Source organism: Pseudarthrobacter sp. P1 (genome assembly GCF_050156935.1).
Lineage (GTDB): Bacteria > Actinomycetota > Actinomycetes > Actinomycetales > Micrococcaceae > Specibacter.
This window is the reverse complement of record NZ_CP189584.1, coordinates 294,433-311,393: the sequence shown is the minus strand read 5'-3', so window position 1 is coordinate 311,393 and position 16,961 is coordinate 294,433. Positions and strand designations below refer to the sequence as shown.

At 64.7% G+C, this 16,961-nt stretch carries 11 protein-coding genes and 4 pseudogenes; 7 read left to right on the top strand and 8 right to left on the bottom strand.

Going from position 1 to position 16,961, the window contains the following annotated elements:
- Nucleotides 1-194: 194 nt before the first annotated feature.
- Nucleotides 195-800: a cadmium resistance transporter gene (locus tag ACQCSX_RS01345; protein WP_427017325.1), complete on the bottom strand. Its 606-nt coding sequence runs from the start codon at nt 798-800 to the stop codon at nt 195-197.
- Nucleotides 801-1,596: 796 nt separating this feature from the next.
- On the opposite strand from ACQCSX_RS01345, the gene ACQCSX_RS01340 reads away from it, so the two are divergent.
- Nucleotides 1,597-2,568, top strand: a complete 972-nt coding sequence (locus tag ACQCSX_RS01340; RefSeq protein ID WP_427017324.1) for an alkaline phosphatase family protein — start codon at nt 1,597-1,599, stop codon at nt 2,566-2,568.
- Nucleotides 2,569-2,880: 312 nt separating this feature from the next.
- Here the strand turns inward: ACQCSX_RS01340 and ACQCSX_RS01335 are convergent, their stop codons facing one another.
- Nucleotides 2,881-3,759 (bottom strand): undecaprenyl-diphosphate phosphatase, encoded by an 879-nt coding sequence (locus ACQCSX_RS01335; RefSeq protein WP_427017323.1) that lies wholly within the window; start codon nt 3,757-3,759, stop codon nt 2,881-2,883.
- A 357-nt stretch (nt 3,760-4,116) separates the two neighbouring features.
- On the opposite strand from ACQCSX_RS01335, the gene ACQCSX_RS01330 reads away from it, so the two are divergent.
- Nucleotides 4,117-5,226, top strand: a complete 1,110-nt coding sequence (locus tag ACQCSX_RS01330; RefSeq protein ID WP_427017322.1) for an AI-2E family transporter — start codon at nt 4,117-4,119, stop codon at nt 5,224-5,226.
- Nucleotides 5,227-5,759: 533 nt separating this feature from the next.
- On the opposite strand, the gene ACQCSX_RS01325 is transcribed toward ACQCSX_RS01330, so the two are convergent.
- Nucleotides 5,760-6,401, bottom strand: coding sequence for a hypothetical protein (locus ACQCSX_RS01325; protein WP_427017321.1), 642 nt, complete (start codon nt 6,399-6,401; stop codon nt 5,760-5,762).
- 922 nt (nt 6,402-7,323) lie between these two features.
- Between ACQCSX_RS01325 and ACQCSX_RS01320 the strand changes: the two are divergent.
- From ACQCSX_RS01320 to ACQCSX_RS01305, 4 genes and pseudogenes are all read left to right on the top strand, one after another.
- Nucleotides 7,324-8,433: pseudogene (locus ACQCSX_RS01320) on the top strand (IS3 family transposase); the annotation flags it as partial.
- A 51-nt stretch (nt 8,434-8,484) separates the two neighbouring features.
- A pseudogene (locus tag ACQCSX_RS01315) lies at nt 8,485-9,006 on the top strand (IS630 family transposase); the annotation flags it as partial.
- A 711-nt stretch (nt 9,007-9,717) separates the two neighbouring features.
- Nucleotides 9,718-10,014: a hypothetical protein gene (locus tag ACQCSX_RS01310; RefSeq protein WP_427017320.1), complete on the top strand. Its 297-nt coding sequence runs from the start codon at nt 9,718-9,720 to the stop codon at nt 10,012-10,014.
- Between the two features lie 42 nt (nt 10,015-10,056).
- Nucleotides 10,057-10,590: pseudogene (locus ACQCSX_RS01305) on the top strand (IS630 family transposase); the annotation flags it as partial.
- Between the two features lie 20 nt (nt 10,591-10,610).
- On the opposite strand, the pseudogene ACQCSX_RS01300 reads toward ACQCSX_RS01305, so the two are convergent.
- The 4 genes and pseudogenes from ACQCSX_RS01300 to ACQCSX_RS01285 all read right to left on the bottom strand — a co-directional run.
- Nucleotides 10,611-11,106, bottom strand: a pseudogene (locus ACQCSX_RS01300) (helix-turn-helix domain-containing protein); the annotation flags it as partial.
- A 171-nt stretch (nt 11,107-11,277) separates the two neighbouring features.
- Nucleotides 11,278-12,552, bottom strand: a complete 1,275-nt coding sequence (locus ACQCSX_RS01295) for a sensor histidine kinase (protein ID WP_427017319.1) — start codon at nt 12,550-12,552, stop codon at nt 11,278-11,280.
- A gap of 83 nt (nt 12,553-12,635) precedes the next feature.
- Entirely contained in the window at nt 12,636-13,310 is a 675-nt protein-coding gene (locus tag ACQCSX_RS01290; RefSeq protein WP_427017318.1) for a response regulator transcription factor, read from the bottom strand.
- Nucleotides 13,311-13,417: 107 nt separating this feature from the next.
- Nucleotides 13,418-14,662 (bottom strand): hypothetical protein, encoded by a 1,245-nt coding sequence (locus ACQCSX_RS01285; RefSeq protein WP_427017317.1) that lies wholly within the window; start codon nt 14,660-14,662, stop codon nt 13,418-13,420.
- Nucleotides 14,663-15,031: 369 nt separating this feature from the next.
- Here ACQCSX_RS01285 and ACQCSX_RS01280 point away from each other — a divergent pair, with 369 nt between their 5' ends.
- A complete protein-coding gene (locus ACQCSX_RS01280) occupies nt 15,032-15,424 on the top strand; it encodes a transposase family protein (protein ID WP_427017316.1) in 393 nt (130 codons plus the stop codon).
- 107 nt (nt 15,425-15,531) lie between these two features.
- Here ACQCSX_RS01280 and ACQCSX_RS01275 read toward each other — a convergent pair whose 3' ends face one another.
- Nucleotides 15,532-16,779: an FAD-dependent oxidoreductase gene (locus ACQCSX_RS01275; protein WP_427017315.1), complete on the bottom strand. Its 1,248-nt coding sequence runs from the start codon at nt 16,777-16,779 to the stop codon at nt 15,532-15,534.
- Nucleotides 16,780-16,961: the final 182 nt, after the last annotated feature.

Sequence of the window (16,961 nt, the reverse complement as noted above, 5' to 3'; positions counted from 1 at the left end):
GCCGGACGCCGCAGCCTTCGCGGCCCTTTTTGTTCTGGGATTGGTGGCTTTGGTGGCCAGCCGGTTCACCGGCGACCCGCTGGTCGGGGTCTGTGGTTGTTCCCTGATGCTTGGGTCCGCGGTCCTCTTTGGGCTCCTCCCCGCCGATTGGGGTCACCCTCCACGGGCGCCGGTGGCGTTCCGCACGTCTTCTGTCAGCCGGGCATCAACAGACTGAAAACACCGGACCGGACCACGATGGTGGCCCCAATGGCAACATAGAGGACGGGAACGGCCCAATGGCCCCAGCGGCCGAGGTCCCCGATGACCTTGGGGTGCGTGGTCAGCCAGGAGGCCGCGGTGCACCACACCGCGATGAGGACGGCAAAGACCGCCACGGTCAGCAGCCCGGACTGCCCGTCCATTCCGTGGAACAGGGGCACGTAGACGGCGACATTGTCGCCACCGTTCGCCAGCGCCATGGCGGCCACGGAACCCAGGGATGCCGCGGCGGCAGGGCCCCGCACGGTGTCAGTCTGGGCAATGCGCACCAAGCCGCGCACACCCAGGGCCACCGGGACAAGCCCCAACAGGCCAACCCATTGGAAGGGGACCGCCGCCAGCCCGAGTGCGGCCAGAATGGACACGGCCACAATGGCGCCCAGGCCCAGGTACTGTCCCGCCCAGATCTTCCAGGTCTTGGGAACATCGGCGGCCCGGTGGGAGAGGAAGAGGATGGCGAGCACCAGCAGGGCATCCAGGTTGGTGGCGGCGAATGCTCCGGCCGCCGTCAGCAATGTTCCGGTCACATCCATGGTCATCCATCCTAAGGTCCACGGCCTCGCTGGCCCACCTTGGGTCTGGGTAGGCTCGGCACGGACATCCACGCCACGGATTGGGTGGCGCCTGCACCTTGGATGGCCCGGCAGACGGTTGAGCAGGCTGCCCCGAAGAGTCCGGCAATCTCGGTTGTGGTGCGGGCACCCGGGAAGTGAATGGAGGCCCCGCTGGCCCTCTGTGTTTCGGATGGTTTGGGCTGTTTCCCACACAGGCGGGCCCTAACCTTTTGCGGTGGCCATGTCCTCCCGGGTCGGTGCAGGGATCAAATGAGCTTCAAACTCGGCGACCATGGCCATGACATTGACGAGAAGACGGCCGACGGAATCGGTCGGGCCGTGGACAGAGCCGCCGAAGCTCAGCTTGGCCTTACGGTCCGATAGCCCTGCAACGTCTGGGGCGCCAAGACGGCACGGATCACCGGGGCTGGAACCGGCGGCCCTTTCTCCCCGAGGAGAAAAGGTCCCTCATTATCGAATCCGGAACAGCCGCTTCCGGTGTCCGGCAGGCTGATCGACCACAAGGGATCAGGTCATGGCCGGCCACAGCACGTTGATTGTTAGGTCCGCGAGAAGAATTTCGATGTCATTCCCGCCACATCATGTCGGTCGTCCCGCCAGGCCGAACCGTGAGCGGACCCTTTTCATGGGATCCGAATCGCCGAATGCCGACATGGCGGTTCCAGATGGGAGGGGAGGATGGGGATCCGTCCTGCGGCGGCACGGCGGTCTCCGGGGGAAAGGCCTAGCTGGTTGCGGACTCCCCGGCTAGCATCAAGTAATGAGCCGGACGAGCAAATTTTTTGTTGCGGTCCCGACCGGAATTGTTGCGCTGGGGCTGTTCATGGCTGGATGTGCCTCCCCGGGCCCCGTTGCAAGCCAGACCCCATCCCCTCCGACGCCCGTCACGAGCCTGCCCTCCAGCAGCCCCGCAGCGGTCCCAAACCAGCCGGCGGGGACCACCGCCGGGCCCGATCATGTCGTCATCATCGTTGAGGAGAACAAACCGGCCTCGAGCATTCTGGGCGATGCCGCCGCCCCCTACATCAATAAATTGGCCACCGATCATGCGCTGGCGGCCAATTACCAGGCCGTTGCCCACCCCAGCCTGCCCAATTACCTGGCCCTGACCAGCGGCACCAACGCCGGAATCACGGACGACTGCACCCCCGGTGGCAGCTGCACGGCACGGGTACCAAACATCACGGATGAAATCGTCCAATCCGGGCGAACGTGGAAGATGTACGCCGAGAGCATGCCCGCTCCCTGCACGGCGGACAGCTCCGGCCCCTACGCAGTGAAGCACAACCCGTTCATGTACTACCCCAGTGTCACCGACAACAACGCCTCATGCGCGGCGCATGTCGTTCCCCTGACCCAGCTCGACGGGGACCTGACCGCCGCCTCAAGGCTGCCCAACTATGTGTTTATCAGTCCCAATCTTTGCAACGACATGCACGACTGCCCGGTGGCGACCGGCGATGCATGGCTGTCGCATCAGGTACCGGACATCCTGGCCTCACCGGCCTTCACGACGCAGAACTCCCTCCTGGTGATCATCTGGGACGAGGGCGAGGGCGAGAACAACACAGTGTTAGCGATCTTCGCTGGACCGGCAGCCCGGCAAGCCCACACATCCCCTCTGGCGTACAGCCACTATTCCCTGCTGCACACGGTGGAAAGACTGTGGGGTTTGGCACCCCTAACCGAGAACGACAGGAACGCGCCCGTCATGAGCGACCTGCTCAAATAGCGGTCTGCACGCCAGCCAAGGGGGCCGGCATGCCGGTTGGATGATGCTGGTTGCTGGACTGGTGGACAACCGTTTTGGTTGCAGCGGCCCGAATCAATGCCGCGGAACGGGAAGCCGTCATATGAAGGCGATTTCGCCGCGTTTTGAGACGCTGTCGCCATAGCTGATCTGCATCCGGACACCCGGCACAGGATTCGGATGGATGGGTCCGGGCGTGGCCCAGGACCGCCCAGCCGACGCCTGGAAATCTAAGGGCGGGGTTCCATGGACGGCCGGGCAAAGGGATGACTCCGGCAGCACTCCCCACAGGCTTTACCCAAAAATGAGCATCAGCGTGAAGTAGACGACGCCTCCCACCAGGCAATAGACGGCGAACGGCATCAACGTTCTGGTTTCGAAAATCCGCAGCAGAAACTTCGTGGAAAACCAGGCGGCAACGGCCGAACACAAGGCCCCGACCAGGAAGGCGCCGCGTTCATCGGCCATGTCGGGGCCGAAGACCGCCGGCAGTTTAAGCACCGCGGCCGCACCGATGATCGGGGTGGCCAGCAGGAAGCTGAATCGGGCGGCATTTTCATTGTTCAATCCTGACAGCAGACCGCCCACCATCGAGGAACCCGACCTGGAAATGCCGGGCACCAGTGCCGCGGCCTGGGCCGTCCCGATGCCCAGAACCTGTTTCCAGGACAGCGTGGCGATCTGCGCATCCGATGCCGCCCCATCGGAGGGATCCGCAGCGGACCGCAGCTGTTTCCTCGTGCGCAAATGTTCGGCGGCGAAAAGCACCAGGCCGTTGACCACCAGAAACGCGGCCGCGATCAGCGGGGATGCGAACAGGGTGCGGATCGGCTTTTCCAACACCAGGCCCATAATGCCAGCAGGCACTGTGCCAACTACCAGTAGCCAGCCAAGTTTCGCGTAGGTGTCGGACGGGGTGATCTTCCGGTCGCGGATGGAACGGCCCAGGCCTTTGAAGATTTCGATCCAGTCCTTGAGGAAAAAGACAAACAGGACGACGGCCGTGGCCAGATGGGTCGCGATGAGGAACGGCAGGAAGGCAGGAGCGTTCTGATCGAGATTCCAACCGAACAGCCGCGGCAGGATGACGCTGTGGCCAAGGCTGGAGATGGGGAAGAGTTCCGTGATGCCCTGGATCAGGCCCAGGATCGCGGCCTGGATCGTATCTATCATGACGTGAACGTATCAACGTGCGGTTACCAGCAGGTGAACGAACGCGGACCGGCGGCGACAGCCATGAGGTCATTGTGGACACCGCCCCGGGCCACTTGGTCGGGTTGATCCCGGACCGCTCCGGCGGCACCATCCACTGACTCCGGTACGCCCAGAAAGCATCCCGGCCACTTATCCACGGGCAACTTCGGATGCCGTTGCGGCGGCCTGGTGAGGGAAACCCACCCCACCGCACACATGCGAGCAATGGCATATGTTTGAACATTACCCGACAGTGCCATGCACGAGACACGCACGCAGGGAAGAATGGTCCCCTGCTTCCCCGTCGGCAGCTAGAGCTCGAAAGTGAGATCCACCATGTCAGAAACCCGTACCGGCCTACCGGCCATCTGGTCGGACGGCCTCGGCCGGGCAGGCGTCAGATCGGCACAAACGCTGCTCGTCATCGCCCTGTCCTGGGTCGTCCTCTGGTCCATCACCCGGGTCCCGTTGGTCGTCATCCCAACCACCATCGCGCTCATCCTCGCGGCCGCCATCTCACCCCTCGTGGCCTGGCTGGTCAAGAGCGGTTTGCCACGCGCAGTCGCAACGGTAGTCTCCTTCGTGGGCATCTTGGCCGTGTTCAGCGGGATCGTCACCGGCATCGTCGCCCTGATCCGGCACCAGTGGAATGAACTGGCGGCAAGGGTCCTGGCCGGAGTCGACCAGCTCCACCATTTTCTCAATAGCGGCCCGTTCCCAGTCAGCGACCAACAGCTCAACGGCATTCGCGAGTCCCTCCAGAAATTCTTCACCAGCAGCGACTTTGGAACCCAGGCCCTTACCGGTGCCAGGACCGTCGGGGAAATCCTCGCCGGCATAGTGCTCATGGCCGTCACCCTGTTCTTCTTCCTGAAGGACGGCGAGAAGATCCGCACTTTCCTGTTCGGGTTCCTGCCCGATAGCCACCGCCCCAAGGCGCACCTGGCTGCTGAACGCAGCACTGCCGTCCTCGGCGGATACGTACGCGGAACAGCCATCGTTGCCGCCATCGACGGCCTCGTCGTCGGCATCGTCCTGGCCATCATGGGCGTGCCCCTGGCCCTGCCGCTGGGCGTATTCATCTTCATTGGCGGCTTCATACCGATCATAGGCGCCACGGCCGCTGGGACGCTGGCTGTCGGAGTGGCACTGATCTCCAACGGCCCCGTGCCGGCACTGGTCGTCTTGGCCGTGGTCATTGCGGCAAACCAGCTCGAGCACCACTTTCTACAGCCCGTCCTGATGGGCCGTGTCCTGAACATCCATGGCCTTGCCATCTTGCTGGCCCTCGCCGCCGGAACATTCCTGGCCGGAGTGGTTGGCGCCCTGCTGGCAGTACCGCTGACCGCGGTGGGGTGGACGATCATCAAGACCCTGAGAGAACCGGGCGCCACCGAGGCCGAGCCCGCCACGGAGCCTGTCGCACCCGTAGATGAGATTCCCTAGGGATATCCATCGCCTAAGGGATTCGTCCGACTTCGTCCAATAGTGCAGCATCGAACTCTTGTGCACCCGGCGTCAATACGAACAGGGACGTGTACTTCGGGGTCCACCCGCTGCTGCCGGTCTGAACTCATGTCCGGGGACCGTGCCGACCGGCTCCCGCTGCTGAACGCCGTCGCGGACGGGCAAGGCCGATGCCTGACCGTAGTCCTGGACGATGCCAAATGCCACCGGGGAGGGCATAAGTCCCTGCCACACACATGGTGGAGTAGTGGAAGGACGGGAAAGCGCCCGGCCAACCGGGCAGGGCGACGGGTCCGAAGCTGTCCGTCTGGTCACCGGCTGTGACCCTTCACGGCCCGGGTTCGATTCCCGACAGGGGAGAAAATGACCCGAAAAGAACAGCCTCCGGAACTTGCCACTGTGTCGTTCCATGACGTACAGGACGGGTCAGGGACACCCCATCCCATTCCAGAGTTGCCATGCGAGCCGCTGCCAGAACACGCGGCTGCCAGGTGTCGGCTACGGAGCGGAACTTAGAGACCCAGATCCTTCAGCGCCGTCACCCAGTCGCGGGCAATCGCCTGCTGCGCGGCAGCCAGCTTCAACCTGCGGTCGCAGACGGCTTTGTGCAGGGCGCCCTCGACCGCGTCCTTGGGGTTGGCGGTGCCTGTGGCCCCGGAACGGTTGGGTTCGGGCCACAGGTTCGACGCCGAGTTGGCCCCGCCCAGTTCCAGGGAGACCAGATGGTCCAGCTCAGTCGTCGGTTTTCCGGTCTCGCCATAGGCGGCCAGGGCCGTGGCTTTGAACCTGTCCGATTCGGAAGCCGGCGGCCGGACCGTTGCCGTGTACCCGGAGGTGCATATCGTGGCCGCAATGTTGTTCTGCGTGACGGCAGGGTCGATCGCCCCAGGGGTGCACTTCGGATCTGGCAGGTCGTCCCCTGCAGTGGCGTTGACCCTGACAACGCTGCACTCGCCAGGGGCAAGCCGTTCATCAAGGGCCACCGCCCCCGGGGAGTGAACCTCCTTCAGGATTGACAGTGACGGTGCCGTCGAGGCGACTCCAGAAGTCGTCTCGGGCTGCGTGCGGGTCATTGCGCCGATCACAACTGCGATCATGGCCAAAAGTACGACGGTCAGGACGACCAGGACGATTCTTCGTTGCAAATGGCTCATGCGTCCATTACACCGCCGATGCGCCGGGAGGCAACAACAAAGGAGGGGAAACCAGCAGCCTCCCTGAATTGATCCCTGGGAGATGGCCAACGCCCCCCGGTTGACGCATTGACGCTGCCGCTTAGTGATCCGACCAGGTGTAAAGATGCCGGTCAGTCGTGACCAAGGCACAGGCGGTCAACGGGCCCGGCATGACGGGCCAACACTCCAACTCCCCCACCGACCCCACGTCAGTAAGCACTCGGGGCAGTCTCGTATCCCCGATGCCCGACCGCGCCGTCGGGCAGGCGCCGCCCTCTGACGATGGGAAGGGCCCATCGTTGATGTCATCCTCCGTGAGCCCCCATCCATGCAGAGCTGCCGGGGGAAGCCGAGCACCTGAACCGGAGCACCTCAACCTAGGCCGAAGGCACGAGCGGACGGTTATGCCGCTCCAGGGTCTTGCCGGATGAAACGGGATGCGGGGTCAACCAACATCCTCCCAATCGGTGCGGAAGCGTCCGGGACAACCTGGTCCTGGGATCGGGGTGGCAAAAGAAATTCCCGGAAACCTGCCGTCCCATCATGTTGCTGGCGGCAATTTCCCCGATGAAGTAGGTGTACGTCAGTAAACCGGACCGCAGAGGTCAAGAATCGAGGAAGCGCAGTGATCAACAAATGGGGAATCCCACACGCCGTGGGCCCGTAAAATCAGGAGCTTGAACCTCGCCAAGCGGACTTCGTATCAACACTTTGGCGGGCTTAGTCCGCAGGCCAGAAACCCAAAGGGTCTCTGGCCTGCGGAAACACTGTGCCCGAAGCGGAACTCGAACCGGATTCCAGCCCTGCAAACACTGGGAAGCTCTGGGCTGCTCTGGGGATTTCGGACAGTGGTACCCCTGAAATGATGGGGACTACCGGAATGGGGATTCACCAGAATGTCATCAAATCCGTCGCCACCGAATACGGCGTGGGCGCCGAGACGTTGCGCAATTGGCTGAAGAAGTACAGGCAAGCCCACGGTGGCATTGAGACGGAGGCGGAGTTGAACGTCTCCGAACGTGCCCGGCTCAAGGAACTGGAACGTGAGAACCAGGAACTGAAGGCGGAGGCCGCGTTCCTAAAAAAAGCGGCCGCATACTTCGCAAGGGAGCCACGGTAGTGGCGAAGCATGAATTCATCGATTCCTACGCGGCCACCGAGAAGGCGCCGGCGGTGTTGAAGATGTGCCGGTGGTTGGAGGTCTCCCGCTCGGGGGTTCTACCACTGGCGCTCCCGCCCGGTCTCGGCCACCGCAGCCCGCAGGACGGCACTGACCGCCCGTGTACGGCATTTCTTTGAGGAATCCGAGGGGACCTACGGGTACCGCCGGATCCACGCCGACCTGTCGGCCCAGGAGACCGAGTGTTCCCCGGAACTGGTGCGCCAAATCATGAGGCAAGAAGGCCTGGTTCCGTGCCAGCCGCGGCCCTTCAGGCCCGCCACGGTCGCCGATGCAGAAGCGGCAGCCGCAATGCCGGACCTGGTCCGCCGGGACTTCACCGCCGACCGGCCTGGCATCAAATTCGTCGGAGACATCACGTACATCCATACGTGGCAGGGCTTCATCTACCTGGCCACGGTCATCGACTGCTATTCCAAGAAAGTCGTTGGTTGGGCCATCGATGACCACATGCGCTCCGAACTAGTGGAACGGGCCCTGCGCAACGCCGCAGCCACGACACGAATCGAGCCGAACGCGATCTGGCATTCAGACCGCGGGAGCGTTTACACCTCAGCCTCGTTCAGGGCCCTGGTCGCCAGCTTGGGGATGCGTTCATCCATGGGGAAAACCGGCATTTGCTGGGACAACAGCCAGGCAGAAACTTTCTTCTCGGCCCTGAAAAACGAGCGCGTGTACCGCACGACGTACGCCACGAAGGACCGGGCCCGTAGTGACATCATCCGCTACATCGAGGGGTTCGACAACAGCCGCAGACGCCATTCGGCACTCGATTACCGGCGACCGAATGAAGTCCACTACAGTTACCAGCAGCCGGCCGCGGCAGCGTAGAAAAACCACTAATCCGCTGTCCGAAAACTCCTAAGCAGCCCAGTCCAGGCGCGGGCCCGGTCCCAACCGACGTTTCCGATGATGCCCGGGATGCCGGAGAAGCGGACCCATGACTACGTCCTGCACGGGACCACGACCTTGTTCGCGGCGTTGAACACCGCGGACGGCTCCGTGATTTCCAGTCTGCACCGCAAGCACCGTGCCATCGAGTTCAGGAAGTTCCTCGCCAAGATCGATGCCCAGATCCCCGTGCACCTTGACGTGTACCTGATCTGCGACAACTACCAGACCCACAAGACCTCGACGGTCCGGAACTGGCTTGCGACCCATCCACGCTTCCACATGCACTTCACCCCGACATGCTCCTCCTGGCTGAACCAGGTCGAGCGGTTCTTTGGATTCGTCACCGAGTACCTCCTCCACCGCAGCGTCCATGCCCTTGAGGCGGACATCCGCGCCTGGGCCGCGGTCTGGAACGAACATCCGGCACCCTTTACCTGGACCAAGTCGGCGGAACAGATCCTCGAATCACTCGGCAGGCTTCTGAACCGAATTTCAGGTGCAGGACACTAGGCGGGCGGATCCTCGCCGGCCTCCGGGCGGCCGGCGGTGGGTCGTGAACGTCGCTGAAGCCACTCCTGTCGGTAGTCCTCGACTTTCCTGGGGTGGTTGTTGCCCGCCATCGGCTAACGACACGACATGGATGTCCAGGACGGCGATCACGCCTTGCCAGAGACCAAACCACAGCCAGCACCCGAGGAAGGCCGCGGCGTCGACACCCACGACAAGTAACAAGGCCTTGATCCAGCGGCTCATGGCGCAACCGTACAGTTCTGGGAGCCTCCATCCTAGGGCTGGGCGGGATTGATCCCGGCCAGCCCTACAGGTTTAGCTGTCCCAATTGGAAGCCTGATCGGGGCCGTGACCCACCCCTGTCCAAGGATGCCCGTGCACCGGCTGTGTTCGCAGCAAGCAACACCACTCTACGAATGAGAAGGACGGGTTCAAAGACCACCGACTTGTACGGCGGCGCCATCTCTTGCCGGGACCCCCGGGGTTGGTTTACTCCCTGACAGCCCCAAGGTTTGGTGACCCGGAGGGGTTTGAGGGTCGGGCCTCCCCTGAGCGGCTATGAGACATGCCAAGACCCTGATCCATTGGTATTTTGCGCCTGAGCCGCCCACCGGCCCGGAGGCGGAATCGTTGACACGCGCGACGCACTGGCGTTCGATGGTCGGACGGGGCCACGCCCTGTTGGGGAGGAGGCGGCTGCCGATGCGGGTGGTGAGGAATGCCAAACCGGTGTCCGTGGTGGTCGGTGGTGCATTGGTGGTTGCCGGCTGTCTGGGCATGTGGCTGGCCGCCATACTATCGGCAGGACCGGAGGACGGCAAAATAGTTGTCTTTGCCCTGTTCTTCGCCATCGGGGCGTTGGTCCAGGGCATCGTCCTATTGTCCTGGGACCGCCGGTCCAAGTCCACGGCCCTGATGCGCATGCAGGTGGCGGATGTCCTTCCCGGGATCATGCCGTTGACTTTGTTCGCGTCCATCATGCTGTCCGTGCCCGGGCTCCTAGTGTAGTGTCTCCAAAATAGTTCATGGCTTGGGTGTTAAGCTTGGGTCATGTCGAATCACGCCCCCGCATTGGCCCTTGGTGACGTCCAGCGCGAGGTCCTGGCGGCCCTGTCCAGGTCGCAGGTTGCCTCGCACCGGGAGGTGCAGCGGGCGCAGGTGCTGCTGATGGCGTCCGAGGGTCTGGCCAATGAGTGGATTGCCCGGGTGGTGGGCGTGAACCCGGGCACGGTGCGTGCCTGGCGTGCCCGCTTTGCCCAGGACGGGCTGGTGAAGTTCGGTGCGGTGCGTGCCGGGCGCGGCCGGAAGCCGGTGATCCCGGAAGCGAAGATCGCCGAGATCGTGTGGCTGACGCAGAACACCAGGCCGGCGGCGGAAACACACTGGTCGGTGCGTTCCATGGCCGCCCGCGTCGGTGTCTCCCCGGCCCAGGTGCAGCGGATCTGGGCCGCCCGGGGGCTCAAGCCCCACCTGGTCAAGACGTTCAAGCCCTCCAACGATCCGAACTTCGACGAGAAGCTCATTGACGTGTGCGGGCTGTACCTGAACCCGCCGGAGAACGCGATCGTGCTGTGCATGGACGAATTATGCGAAGCTTCGCATAACTCGTCCATGGAGAGCACCACGGCCGATTCCGGCGGATTCAGGTAGAGCCCCACCACGTCGTAGACCTTCTCCACAAACAAAGGATCGTTGGAGAGCTTGAACCCGTCGGCGCGGTGGGGTTTGAGTTCGAACGCCTTCCAGATCCGCCCGATCGCGGACTTCGACAGGCCCGACCGTTCGGCCATCTTCGCCCGTGACCAGCGCGTGGCGTTGGTCGGTGGTGATGCTGGCGGGCCGGCCGGGCCGGGGATCATCGACCAGCCCGTCCAGCCGCCGCTCCAGAAAACGGCGCTGCCACTTCGCCACGGTGTGGGGCTCGACCCCGCACCGGGCCGCAACGGCCACGTTGGTCAGGCCCTCGGCGCTGGCCAGCACGATCCTCGAGCGTGTCGCCAGCGCCTGGGAGGATTTCGCCCTGCGCGCCCACCGGGACAGCGTCTCGCGTTCTTCATCCGAGAGTTCCAGCAGGGCCTTCGGCCGTCCAACGTTCGCCATGCCCCATTCCACAATGAGGAACCGAATTTCAAGCCCAGGACGCTAGTGGAAGGTTTTCCATTTTCTTGTAGATGCGTGCACCGCGGGCACGGCCTGCAGCGGAATGCGACCGCCGATGGCTATCGGAGCCCTCCTCCCATCGGCAATCGCGCGGCCGCGGCGCCGAGGCGCTCATGTTACCCGCGGTGGCGCCGCTTGGTCGCCCGTGGCTTGCCCGCCGAGCGGGATCGTGGCACGCGCGAGGGTGCCGCTGCCCTCCCCTGCTCGACTCAACAGCTGGAGCTCGCCACCCAGACGCTCAAGCGTTCGCACCGTGATCGCGAGGCCGAGCCCGGTGCCGGGAGTGTCCTGGCCTGCCTCGCGATGGAATGCGTCCAGCGCCTTCTCGGGCTCGCGGATTCCCGGTCCGTTGTCGAGCACTTCGAGCCGGATCCAGGTCGTCTCCCTCCGTGCGCGCACCTCGATGGGGCCCGCAGATCCTGCATAGCGGATCGCGTTGTGCACCAGATTTTGCAGGACGATGCGGGTGCCGGCTTCGGGGACGAGGGCATCCCCCGCGTCCCCGAGATCCCAAAGGACGTCGGATCCCTCTCCGTCGTCCGTCTCTACGATGTTTCCAGCGACAACCCTGGCGATCTCCTCCAGCGGTACCCGCCGGTCAACTTGGGGTGTTTCGTCGCCGAGGACCAGCAGCTGCCCACAGAGGGCGCGCAGCCGCGAGAGACCACCCCGCAGCGCATCCTGCCGCTGTACGCGGTCCGCATCCGTGGTGGCGGCCAGCAGATGCTCCGCCTGGAAGGAGACAGCGGCGACGGGCGTGCGCAGCTCGTGGGCGGCTTCGGCCGCGAAACGCCGCTGCTTCTCGAGAACCTCCGATGCACGCAGGTGATGGGCTTCGAGGGCGTCGAGGAACCCCGACAGCTCCTTGGGAACGCGCGTGTGCGGCAATGGCGCGAGGGACCCGTCATCACGTTGCTCGAGCTCGCGGCGAAGCGCGTCGACGGGTTTCAGAGCCCAAGCGACAACGATCCAGGCCACCAGTATCACGAGTGGTGCACCGAGCAGGATCGGCATAACGGTGGAGATCAAGGTCTCGTTCACGGCGTCCTCGCGGACGGCGATCGGCTGGGCGACAGCGATTCTGCGTCCGTCAGCGAGGGAACGCACCATGACCCGCTGCGGGCCCTGCTCGGTCGAAACGGTGGCCAGACCGTTGGAGGGGATCGAGGGCAGGCTGTGGGACATGCCGTTGCTGTCAAGCTCTTCGACCACGAGACCTGACTGGTTGTCCGTCTGCGAGACGTCGCTTTGGACGAAGTCGACGCCGGGGGTCTTCACCATCTCGGCCACACGTGAGAGGAGTCCGTCCTGCGATTCCTTCGCCTCCACGAACGCCCGATGATACGACCACGAGGCGGCGGCCGCCGTGACCAGGAGTACGAGCACGGCGAGCGCTGCGACCAACCGCGTCCGGAGGGACAGGGTCCGGCGGGACAGGGTCCGGCGGGGCGTGGTCCGGCGGGGCGTGGTCATCGACCCCTCGGGATCATCCAGCCAAGGCCCCGCACATTGCGGATGCAGTCCGCCCCGAGCTTTCCGCGCAGGCGCTTGATGATGAAGTCGATCGCGTTCGACTCGATCTCGACCTCGCTTCCATACACCTGGGACTCAAGCTGGTCGCGGGAGAGGACGACACCGGGACGCCGGATCAGGGCACGGAGGAGGGCAAGTTCGCGCCGGGTCAGTGGAACAGAGATGCCCTCGTGACCGGTCGCTGTCGCCATCGCTTCGTCAAGGGCGATGGCTCCCGCACGCAGGACGGCTGTGGCGTGCGGAGAACCCCGCCTGCCCACGGCCCGCAGCCTCGCGTGCAGCTCCTCATAGGCGAACGGCTTCACGAGGTAGTCATCAGCCCCGGCATCCAGGCCCACGACCTTCTGCGCCACGGCGCCCCGAGCAGTCATCACGATGACCACGGGCCCCCGGTCGCCGTCGTCTCCTGCGCGCAGGCTGCGCAACACGTCGATCCCGTCTAGCCCGGGCAAGCCCAGATCAAGGAGGAAAACGTCGAAGGCGCCGTGCCGTGCGAAGTCCAAAGCCGTCTTTCCATCGGCCACCACCTCGACGACATATGCGTCGTCGACCAACTGTTGCGTGAGAGCCGAGGCGATCATCGGATCGTCCTCCGCCAAGAGGATCCTCATCCTGGTCCCTTCTGTTGCCGGACGCTGCTGCGCCGTCGTTCCCGCTAGGCACACGACGGCGCAGCTACCAACCATGATGAGGCAGCGGCCTGACTGGATACTGGGAATTACTGGGAGGCGATGACCGACTGCAGGTTGTGCGTGGCCGTCAGGCAGGCTGCCTGGTCCGGGTGGGCGGCCCGCAGGGAGGTGAGTTCGCCGTCAATCGCCCTGTCCATCGCACCCCAAGCAGACGGCGACTTCGGCTTGAGGCCGGCTTCGGCACTGTCCCAAGCTGTCTCGAGATCCTTGACTCGGGTACGCGCCGCGGGGAGGTCGCCAGCCTCGATCTTCGCCGTGACGTCGTCAACGATAACGGAGAATGACGAGAGGTCCCCGAGTGGCCCCTGCCCGGTGGTGGCCGAGCCGACGGCGGCGGAGCCCGCCGGCGCCTGCGCCGTGTGGGCGGCCGTCACAGTGGTGGCCGCCGCGACGATCGCGATGATGCTGGCTCCCGCCCAAATGATGTCCCGCATGCGCCCCCCTGCGAAGGACTGTCCCTTGGCCAGGACTCCGTGGCGCTGGACATGGACCTGCTCGCGGGCGACCAGGATCACGATGACGGCCAGGAACAGGACACTGGTGATCGCCGCTCCGACTCCCATGCCGCCGTAGCTGCGGTCCTGGGTCAGCAGGTCTCCGATGGATGCGCCCAGCGGGCGGGTCAGAACGTAGGCGGCCCAGAACGCCGCGACCACCGGTGCCCCGGCGCGAACAGCGATCCCGCATGCAAGGATGAGCGCTCCGAAGATGATGGAGCCGAAAAGGAATCCGAGCCCGAGCGCCTCGGTCGCAAGGTCTCCGGCCGCCGTCCCGAGGGCGAATGCCGTGAGGATCGCAGCCCAGTAGAACGCTTCACGCCGCACCGTGTCGATCGAGGTGATCGCGAGGGTGCGCTCCTGGAAGTACCAAGCGGTGAAAACGCCGATCAGCAGCATGGAGAAGATCGCGGTGGAGACGTACAGGCTCACACCCAGCGTATCGGTGAAGAAGTCCGTGATCTGGGTGCCCACGATGCTCACCAGCACGACGGTGAGCCAGTAGATCCACGGGGTGTACCGCCGGGTACGGAACTGAAGCACAAGCGCCACGGCGAGGAGGAGAACCATCATGCCTGTCGTGATGAGCGGCCCGAGGCCGACGTTCACCGCAAGGTAGTCGGCAAACGTCTCGCCGACGGTGGTTGAGAGGATCTTGATCGTCCAGAACGTCGCGGTAATGATCGGGACTTTCATCCAGCGGGATTTCCCCGATCCCGGTCCGGCAGCAGAGGCTGTCAGTGCCGATGGACTGAGCGGGAGGGACGTGCTCATTAGGTTCTCCTTCTATGGTCGAGAGGACGATGCCGCCCGCGAGCCACTGTAGGTTCGACGAATGAGCCGAAGATGAGCGGCCCCCGTGATGTGCTGCAGCGGCCTTCGGAGGTTCGACACGGCGACGGCTCGCCCGGAGTCCAGTTCCATCGCGGAGCACCCACCTGGCGGGGCGAGGCCGGACCAGGACTATCGGCGGGCAGACGGACGGAGATATTGCACGTGACACGCGGGTTCCCAGCGTTTCCGCACTTCATGGCCGGACACTTCTTATCTTCAACAGGTAGTCGTTCTGGAGCGAATTTCGCGAATGGTGACAGATTGTCGCTGCGGTGAGGTCGTTGCCGAGAGTGTGAGGATTTGCTGCGAGTGGTGTTCCCGCACTGGGACACGGTGCTGGTCGAGCAGGTGCACCGGATGTACAGGACGGTGAGGGTGTCGGCCCGGACCCGCGACGGCGGCCCGTTCCCGTGCCCGGACTGCGAGGTGGTGTCGCGGCGGGGGCATAGCCGCTACCGGCGCCATATCGCGGATACCGCGGTGGGCGGGAAGTCGGTGGTCCTCGAGTTGTCGGTGCGGCACCTGTTCTGCGACGACGCGGACCACCCCAGGTGTTCCTACTCCGAGCAGGTCAACGGCATGACTACCCGTTACAGGCGGCGCACCCCGGTGCAGGTGAAGGTGCTCCACGGGCTCAGCCTGGTCCTGGCCGGGGGCCGGGGGCCGGGGGGCCGGCTCGCTCTGGCCTGGGCGCGGCGGTGAGCAGAACACCCCTGCTCCGCCTAGTGATACTGCTGCCCGTCCCCACTCGGGCCGGCGCGCCCAATGTGCTCGGAGTGGACGACTTCGCGCTGCCTGGCCGGCAATGATCACCGATGGTGGGTGTGATTGGGGCTGTGGATGTGTTCGCGGCCGAAGCCGAGGCCGACAATGCGGCCCAGGAGGCGTTTGACCGGTGGCGTGTGGCTGATCAGCCGCAGGAGTTGGATGGGTGGGTTTGATTGGGCCAGACGAGCGAGCTGGCGTGTCTGCCGTCGCTGCAATGCCTGAGCGCCGCGTATCGCGGGTTCGCGTCGTCGTTGCAGGCGCTGGAGGTCCGCGACGACGACGGTGCCCGTGCGCAGCCGCGCCGCGAGGTGATTGGCCGTGGCGACGGCATCGGCGATGGCGTAGTTCACCCCGGCGGCGCCGGCCGGTGACATGGCGTGCGCGGCGTCGCCGATGCACAACAGGCCGGGCTGATACCAGCGGCGCAGCCGATTGCTGCGCACCGACAGCAGCCTGACCTGGTCCCAGCCGGTCAGCGCGGCCAGGCCGGCCGCCAGGAACGGTGCGGCATGTGCCACCCGGTCGCGGAATACGGCCAGGCCCGCGGCCTGGACCTGCGTGAGTGTTCCTTTCTCGATGATCGTGCCGCACTGCCAGTAATCACCGCGGTCGATGGCGATCACGATCTGCCCGCCGCCGAGGTAGCCCAGCGTCGGCGGGGCATCTTCGCTGCGGGGCACGCGGAACCACAGCACGTCGATCGGCATCGCGAACTCGCGTACCGGCAGGTCCGTGAGCTGCCGGATGCGGGAGAACCGGCCGTCACAGGCCACCGTGAGATCCGCCCGGATCTCCACATCGCCTTGGGCGGTGCGCGCCCGTACGCCGGTCACTTGGCCGCCGTGGCGGAGCAGGCCGGTGGCCTCGGTGCTCATTTCCAGTCGGAAGCTGGGGTATTGCTTGGCCTGGGTGGCCAGGAAGTTCAGGAAGTCCCACTGCGGCATGAACGCCATGAACTTGCACCGGGTCCGCAGGTGCCGGAAGTCCACCAGCCCGAAGGTCCGTCCGTCAATCCCGAGGCGCAGTTCAGGTACCTCGGTGTGCGGCAGGCGAAGAAACTCGTCCAGCAATCCCAGTTCGGCCAGCACCTCGGTGGTCGCCGGATGGATGGTGTCGCCCCGGAAGTCGCGGAAGAAGTCGGCGTGCTTTTCCAGCACGGTCACCTCGACCCCGGCGCGGGCCAACAGGTAGCCCAGCATCATGCCGGCCGGTCCACCGCCGACCACGCAACAGCGCGTGTCCCACGATCGTGGACTGGGAGCGGGTGTGGTTTCGGCTTCGCTGGACATCTCTGCCCCCAAGTGGGTCGTCGGCGCGGGTGAGGCGGACTTCAGTCGGCTGGGTCCTAAAATACAGCCCGTTCGGAACACCGTGGAACGCCCTCCAAATTCCCCCCCGGCAGGGGACTTCTCGCAGCCCGCCAATATCGATAACGAAGGATTTCAAGAGCAGGTTGAATCGAGAATCGCGG